The following is a 6,080-nucleotide window of genomic DNA, read 5'->3' as shown; positions in this document are numbered from 1 at the left end:
GGCTGCTGATGATCGACGAGGTGCAGTGCGGCATGGGCCGCACCGGCAAGTGGTTTGCCCACCAGTGGGCGGGCATCAAGCCCGACGTGATGCCGCTGGCCAAGGGCCTGGGCTCGGGCGTGCCGGTCGGCGCCGTCGTGGSCGGCCCCAAGGCCGCCCGCATTTTCAGCCCCGGCAACCACGGCAGCACCTTCGGCGGCAATCCGCTGGCCATGCGGGCCGGCGTGGAAACCCTGCGCATCATGGAAGAAGAAGGCCTGCTGGCCAATGCCGTGAAGGTCGGCGACCACCTGCGCGCGGCGCTGGCGAGCGGCCTGGCCGGCGAGAAAGGCCTGAAAGAAATCCGCGGCCGCGGCCTGATGCTGGGCATTGAACTGACCGTGCCCTGCGGCGAGCTGCTGGGCCGCGCCGCCGAAAACGGCCTGCTGCTGAGCGTCACCGCCGACACCGTGATCCGCTTGGTGCCCTCGCTCACCATGACCACGGCCGAGGCCGACGAGGCGGTGGCCATCCTGGTGCCGCTGATCAAGCAATTGCTGAAAGAGAAAAACGCGTGAGCACTGCGATCCCCTCTACCCCCGCCCCCGTGCGGCACTACCTGCAGTTCAGCGACCTGAACGCGGCGGAATACGCTTACCTGTTCGAGCGCGCCGCCATCATCAAGAAGAAATTCAAGACCTACGAAAAACACCAACCGCTGGTCGACCGCACGCTGGCCATGATTTTCGAAAAAGCCTCGACGCGCACCCGCGTGAGCTTCGAGGCCGGCATGTACCAGCTGGGCGGCAGCGTGGTGCACCTGACCACCGGCGACAGCCAGCTGGGCCGCGCCGAGCCGATTGAAGACAGCGCCAAGGTCATCAGCCGGATGGTCGACCTGGTGATGATCCGCACCTTCGAGCAGACCAAGATTGACCGCTTCGCCGAGCATTCGCGCGTGCCCGTCATCAACGGCCTGACCAACGAGTTCCACCCCTGCCAGATCCTGGCCGACATCTTCACCTACATAGAGCACCGCGGCTCCATCAAGGGCAAGACGGTCGCCTGGGTGGGCGACGGCAACAACATGGCCAACACCTGGCTGCAGGCCAGCGAGATACTGGGCTTCAAGGTGCACCTGAGCACGCCGGGCGGCTACGAGGTCGACCAGTCCATCGCCGGCATACGTTCGGCCGACAGCTATAAGGTCTTCAAGGACCCGATGCAGGCCTGCGCCGGCGCCGACCTGGTCACCACCGACGTCTGGACCAGCATGGGTTATGAGGCCGAGAACGAAGCGCGCAAGAAGGCCTTCGCCGATTGGTGCGTGGACACCGAAATGATGCGCGCGGCCAAGCCCGACGCACTGTTCATGCACTGCCTGCCCGCCCACCGCGGCGAAGAGGTCGAGGCCGAGGTCATCGACGGCCCTCAGTCGGTGGTCTGGGACGAGGCAGAGAATCGCATGCACGCGCAAAAGGCACTCATGGAATTCCTTCTGCTGGGTCAGCTCGCGTAAGGCGCGAGCTGACGGCGCGCGGCGCCGTCGTTAAGAACCGGGCCCTTAGCCCCGGCCCACAAACGGCATCTTCGTGGCCATGATGGTCATGAACTGCACATTGGTCGACAGCGGCAGCGACGCCATGTGCACCACCGCGTCGGCCACTTCTTTCGCATCCATCATGGGTTCGATGGCGATCTCGCCGTTGGCCTGGGGCACGCCCTTGGCCATGCGGGCGGCAAGCTCCGTCATGGCGTTGCCGATGTCGATCTGGCCGCAGGCGATGTTGTACTTGCGCCCGTCCAGCGAGATGGACTTGGTCAGGCCTGTGATCGCGTGCTTGGTGGAGGTGTAAGGCGCCGAATTGGGCCGCGGCGCGTGGGCCGAAATCGAGCCGTTGTTGATGATGCGGCCGCCCTGGGGCAACTGGTCTTTCATCAGCCTGATGGCAGCCTGCGCGCAGAGGAAAGAGCCGGTCAGGTTGATATTGACCACATTGGTCCACTGCTCAAAGGTGATGTCCTCGAGGTTGACGGGCGGCGCGCCCACGCCGGCATTGTTGAACAGCAGGTCGAGGCGTCCGAACTTCTCTTTGACTTTGGCAAACGCTGCCGCCACCGACTCAGGCTTGCTCACGTCGGTCGGCAAGGCCAGCGCGCGGTCCGTACCGCCCTCCTTGGCGACTTCATTGAGCGGCTCCACGCGGCGCCCGACCAATGCCACGCTATAGCCTTCCCGCAGCAGGGCCAGGGCCACGGCCTTGCCGATGCCAGTGCCCGCGCCGGTGACGAGTGCGACTTTGCCGTTGGACTTGTTGTCGGGATTCATGGTGTGCCTTTGTCTCTCTTGAAGGGTTGCAGGAGGGGGTTGGTAAATCGATGCAGCACAAGCGCCGCAGGTCTGGATTGTGCCCCAGCCCGCGCAATTGCACAGGCCGCGCCTGGGGCCTCGCCGCAGGTCGTCGCCTGTCAAATACTTTAGGTTTCAACTATTTTTGGAATTGTTGGAAATAACCGACACCACGGCTTTTTTGCCGGTGCTACCTTTGCACCCATGACAGCCCGCACACGCGCTACAGGCGCATCACCACCGCTCAAAATCTGGGACATCTCGCCGGCCGTAGACGAGAACGCCGCGGTGTTCCCCGGCGACACGGCCTATTCGCAGCAGCTGCATTTTTCGCTGGCGCCGGGTTGCCCGGTCAACGTCAACAGCATCACGCTGTCGCCGCACACCGGCGCGCATGCCGATGCGCCACTGCACTATGCCAACGGTCAGGCCAGCGTTGGCGAACTGGACCTCGCTCCCTACCTTGGGCCATGCCGCGTGATCCACTGCATGGACTGCGGCCCGCTGGTCCTGCCCGAACACATCGCTCACGCGCTGCAAGACCTGCCGGCGCGCGTGCTGCTACGCACCGCACGCAACGCCAGCCAGGCCTGGGACGCTTTCACCGCCATCGCGCCGGAAACACTCGAATTACTGGCGGGCAAAAACATCACCCTGATCGGCATAGACACACCCAGCGTAGACCCCTCCACCAGCCAGGACCTGCCCAGCCACCATCAGTTGTTGGCGCACGGCCTGCGCGTGCTGGAAAACCTGGTGCTCGATGAAGTGGCTGAAGGCGATTACGAACTGATTGCCCTGCCGCTCAAGCTCACCAAGGCCGATGCCTCCCCCGTACGCGCCATCCTGCGCGAACTCCCCTGAAGAAAAAATGATGACCACTCTGCAAGACTGCCGCGCCCTCGATGCGCAAGACCCGCTGCGCGAATTGCGCCGGCAATTCACGCTGCCCGAAGGCGTGATTTACCTCGACGGCAACTCGCTGGGCGTGTTGCCGAACACCGCGGCCGCCCGTGTCGCCGAAGCGGTGACGGCCGAATGGGGCCAGGGCCTGATCCGTTCCTGGAACAGCGCCGGCTGGTTCGAGCTGCCGCAGCGCCTGGGCAACAAGATTGCCCGGCTGATAGGCGCGGCCCCCGGTGAGGTGGTGGCCACCGACAGCACCTCCATCAACCTCTACAAGGTGCTGAGCGCCGCGCTGCACATCGCGGCCCAGGACGCACCCACGCGCAAAGTGATCGTCAGCGAGCGCAGCAACTTCCCGACCGACCTCTACATCGCCGAGGCCCTGTGCCGCGAGCGCGGCTTTCGCCTGCAGCTCGTCGAGCCTGAAGAGATCGGCGCAGCGCTCACCGCTGAAGTCGCCGTGCTGATGCTGACCCATGTGAACTACCGCACCGGCGCCATGCATGACATGGCCGGCCTCACCGCGGCAGCGCATGCCGCCGGCGTGCTCACCGTCTGGGACCTCGCGCACAGCGCGGGTGCGGTGCCGGTGGACCTGAACGCGGCGAAGGCCGACTTCTCGATCGGCTGCGGCTACAAATACCTCAACGGCGGCCCCGGCGCGCCGGCCTTTGTCTGGGTCAATCCCAAGCACGCCGACCGCTTCTGGCAGCCCCTGGCCGGCTGGTGGGGCCACGCAGCGCCCTTCGAGTTCACACCCGACTACCGCCCCGCCTCCGGCATTTCCCGCTACCTCTGCGGCACACAGCCCATCCTGAGCATGACCGCACTCGAATGCGGGCTGGACACCGTGCTGGCAGCCGAGCCGCTGGGCGGCATGCAGGCCCTGCGCAAAAAATCGCTGGCGCTCACCGACCTGTTCATCCAGCTCGTCGAAGAGCGCTGCGCGGGCCACGGCCTGGGCCTGGCCACGCCGCGCGGCCATGCGCAACGCGGCTCGCAGGTCTGCTTGACCCGAACCGAAGGCGCTTACGCCATCGTGCAGGCGCTGATCGCGCGCGGCGTCATCGGCGACTTCCGCGCAGGCGACGGCGAAGCCGGCAAGCACCTGGACATCCTGCGCTTCGGCTTCACACCGCTCTACATCGGCTTTGAAGACGTCTGGAACGCCGTCGAGCATCTGAAGCAGGTACTGGCAACCGGCGAATGGCAAAAAGCCGAATTCAACCAGAAGCACGCGGTCACGTGATGAATAACAACGAAAACAAACCACAAGCGCCAGAAGACATCGTGCGCGACGAAAAAGCGCAGCTCGATTTCAGCAAATCCATGAGCTACGGCGACTATTTGCAGCTCGATGCCATCCTGGGCGCGCAAAAGCCGCTCTCGCCCGACCATAACGAAATGCTGTTCATCATCCAGCACCAGACCAGCGAACTCTGGATGAAGCTGATGCTGCACGAGCTGCGCGCGGCGATCGCCAACGTTGCGAACGACGAGCTGGGCGGCGCCTTCAAGATGCTGGCCCGCGTGAGCCGCATCATGGAGCAGCTGGTGCACGCCTGGGATGTGCTGGCCACCATGACGCCGCCCGAATACAGCGCGATACGCCCCTACCTCGCCAATTCCAGCGGCTTCCAGAGTGCGCAATACCGTTGCATCGAATTCGCGCTCGGCAACAAAAACGCCGCCATGCTCAAGCCCCACGCGCACAGGCCCGACCTGCTGGCGCAGGTGCAGGCTGCCTATGAAGCCCCGTCACTGTATGACGAAGCCCTGCGCCTGTTGGCCCGCCGCGGCCTGGCCGTGCCTGCCAGCCACACGGCACGCGACTGGACCCAAGGTTATGTCGAGAGCGATGAAGTTGAGCAGGCCTGGCTGGTGGTCTACCGCGACCCGAAGAAATACTGGGACCTGTACCAGCTCGGCGAGGAACTGACCGACCTGGAAGACGCTTTCCGGCTCTGGCGATTCCGGCATGTCACCACGGTGGAGCGGGTCATCGGGTTCAAGCGCGGCACCGGCGGAACCGGCGGCGTGAGCTACCTGCGCAAGATGCTCGACGTGGTGCTATTCCCGGAAATCTGGAAATTACGAACGGATCTATAAGAATTCATCAAACCCAGCCACAGCCCTTACAAAAACCACAAATCGCTATCCCTCTCCAATTCATCAACTTGCTTGGCAGAACCCTGCGTTGTTGTATCAGTCAAGATCGTCAGCGATACTCCGATTATCCGATTCCGTTCTTGCCTGCGTTTCACGGGCCAACCCTTCAATCAGCACATATATTGTTCGCTTGCCGTTCATCAGCCACTCATCTGCCATGAATTTTCCGACCCTATCCAAGACCAAAAAAGCTTTAGTCGCGCTTGCACTGATTGTGTTTGCGCTTGCTTGTTTCTTTGCCAGGAATGGTTTTGAATATTTCAAATACTACGTCTACGACCTCACACACGAAAGTGACAGGGATAGGTCTGCCGCGTTAGCGGAAACGACAGGGGACGCGGTGGCACATGCTGTCGCCGCATCAAAAACGGTCGCTATCTTCACCGGTGATACAGGTCATATCACCAAGGGAAAACTCCTGGATGCAAACTACAAAAAAGAGTACGACCAGCTCCCTGAAAAACTCTACACCCTTGGTTTTGGTGAAACCATTTATTGCGTTACCTGCAAAGACGAGAAGGGCGACAAGCAGCGCGGGTACTCCGTGATCGAAACGAATTCGCCCCAGGACCTGGAAAAGTATCAACCGAGGGTCGGCCAGGAAAACTGGAAAGCTTATTTAAAGCTCGCGATGAAGGGCGCCGTTGAATACCCCACCCTGTTGCCCGCCCTGCTT

Annotated in this window: 7 protein-coding genes; 6 read left to right on the top strand and 1 reads right to left on the bottom strand. The window is 62.7% G+C overall.

The genetic code is table 11. The features are described from left to right. Both AC1D0P_RS04585 and argF read left to right on the top strand, forming a co-directional pair. On the top strand, window positions 1–557 hold a 557-nt coding region (locus AC1D0P_RS04585), incomplete at its 5' end, for an aminotransferase class III-fold pyridoxal phosphate-dependent enzyme (RefSeq protein ID WP_477675614.1). Next, complete coding sequence (argF, locus tag AC1D0P_RS04580; RefSeq protein WP_477675613.1) at window positions 554–1,498, top strand: ornithine carbamoyltransferase; 945 nt, start codon at window positions 554–556, stop codon at window positions 1,496–1,498. The genes AC1D0P_RS04585 and argF, both read left to right, overlap by 4 nt. Window positions 1,499–1,543: 45 nt before the next feature. On the opposite strand, the gene AC1D0P_RS04575 is transcribed toward argF, so the two are convergent. Further along, window positions 1,544–2,308, bottom strand: a complete 765-nt coding sequence (locus AC1D0P_RS04575) for an SDR family oxidoreductase (RefSeq protein ID WP_477675612.1) — start codon at window positions 2,306–2,308, stop codon at window positions 1,544–1,546. A gap of 225 nt (window positions 2,309–2,533) precedes the next feature. On the opposite strand from AC1D0P_RS04575, the gene kynB reads away from it, so the two are divergent. From kynB to AC1D0P_RS04555, 4 genes are all read left to right on the top strand, one after another. Next, window positions 2,534–3,193, top strand: coding sequence for an arylformamidase (gene kynB / locus AC1D0P_RS04570; RefSeq protein WP_477675611.1), 660 nt, complete (start codon window positions 2,534–2,536; stop codon window positions 3,191–3,193). 10 nt (window positions 3,194–3,203) lie between these two features. Further along, window positions 3,204–4,484: a kynureninase gene (gene kynU / locus AC1D0P_RS04565; RefSeq protein ID WP_477675610.1), complete on the top strand. Its 1,281-nt coding sequence runs from the start codon at window positions 3,204–3,206 to the stop codon at window positions 4,482–4,484. Further along, window positions 4,484–5,344 carry a tryptophan 2,3-dioxygenase gene (gene kynA, locus AC1D0P_RS04560; protein ID WP_477675609.1) on the top strand — a complete coding sequence of 287 codons (861 nt, stop codon included), beginning with the start codon at window positions 4,484–4,486 and terminating at the stop codon, window positions 5,342–5,344. Before kynU ends, kynA begins: the two co-directional genes overlap by 1 nt. Before the next feature lie 217 nt (window positions 5,345–5,561). Then, the coding region (locus tag AC1D0P_RS04555) for a hypothetical protein (protein ID WP_477675608.1) at window positions 5,562–6,080 on the top strand (519 nt) is incomplete at its 3' end.

This window comes from Polaromonas sp. P1_G2 (genome assembly GCF_056405515.1).
The sequence above is the reverse complement of the archived record's forward strand: the minus strand, read 5'-3'. Positions and strand labels throughout refer to the sequence as shown.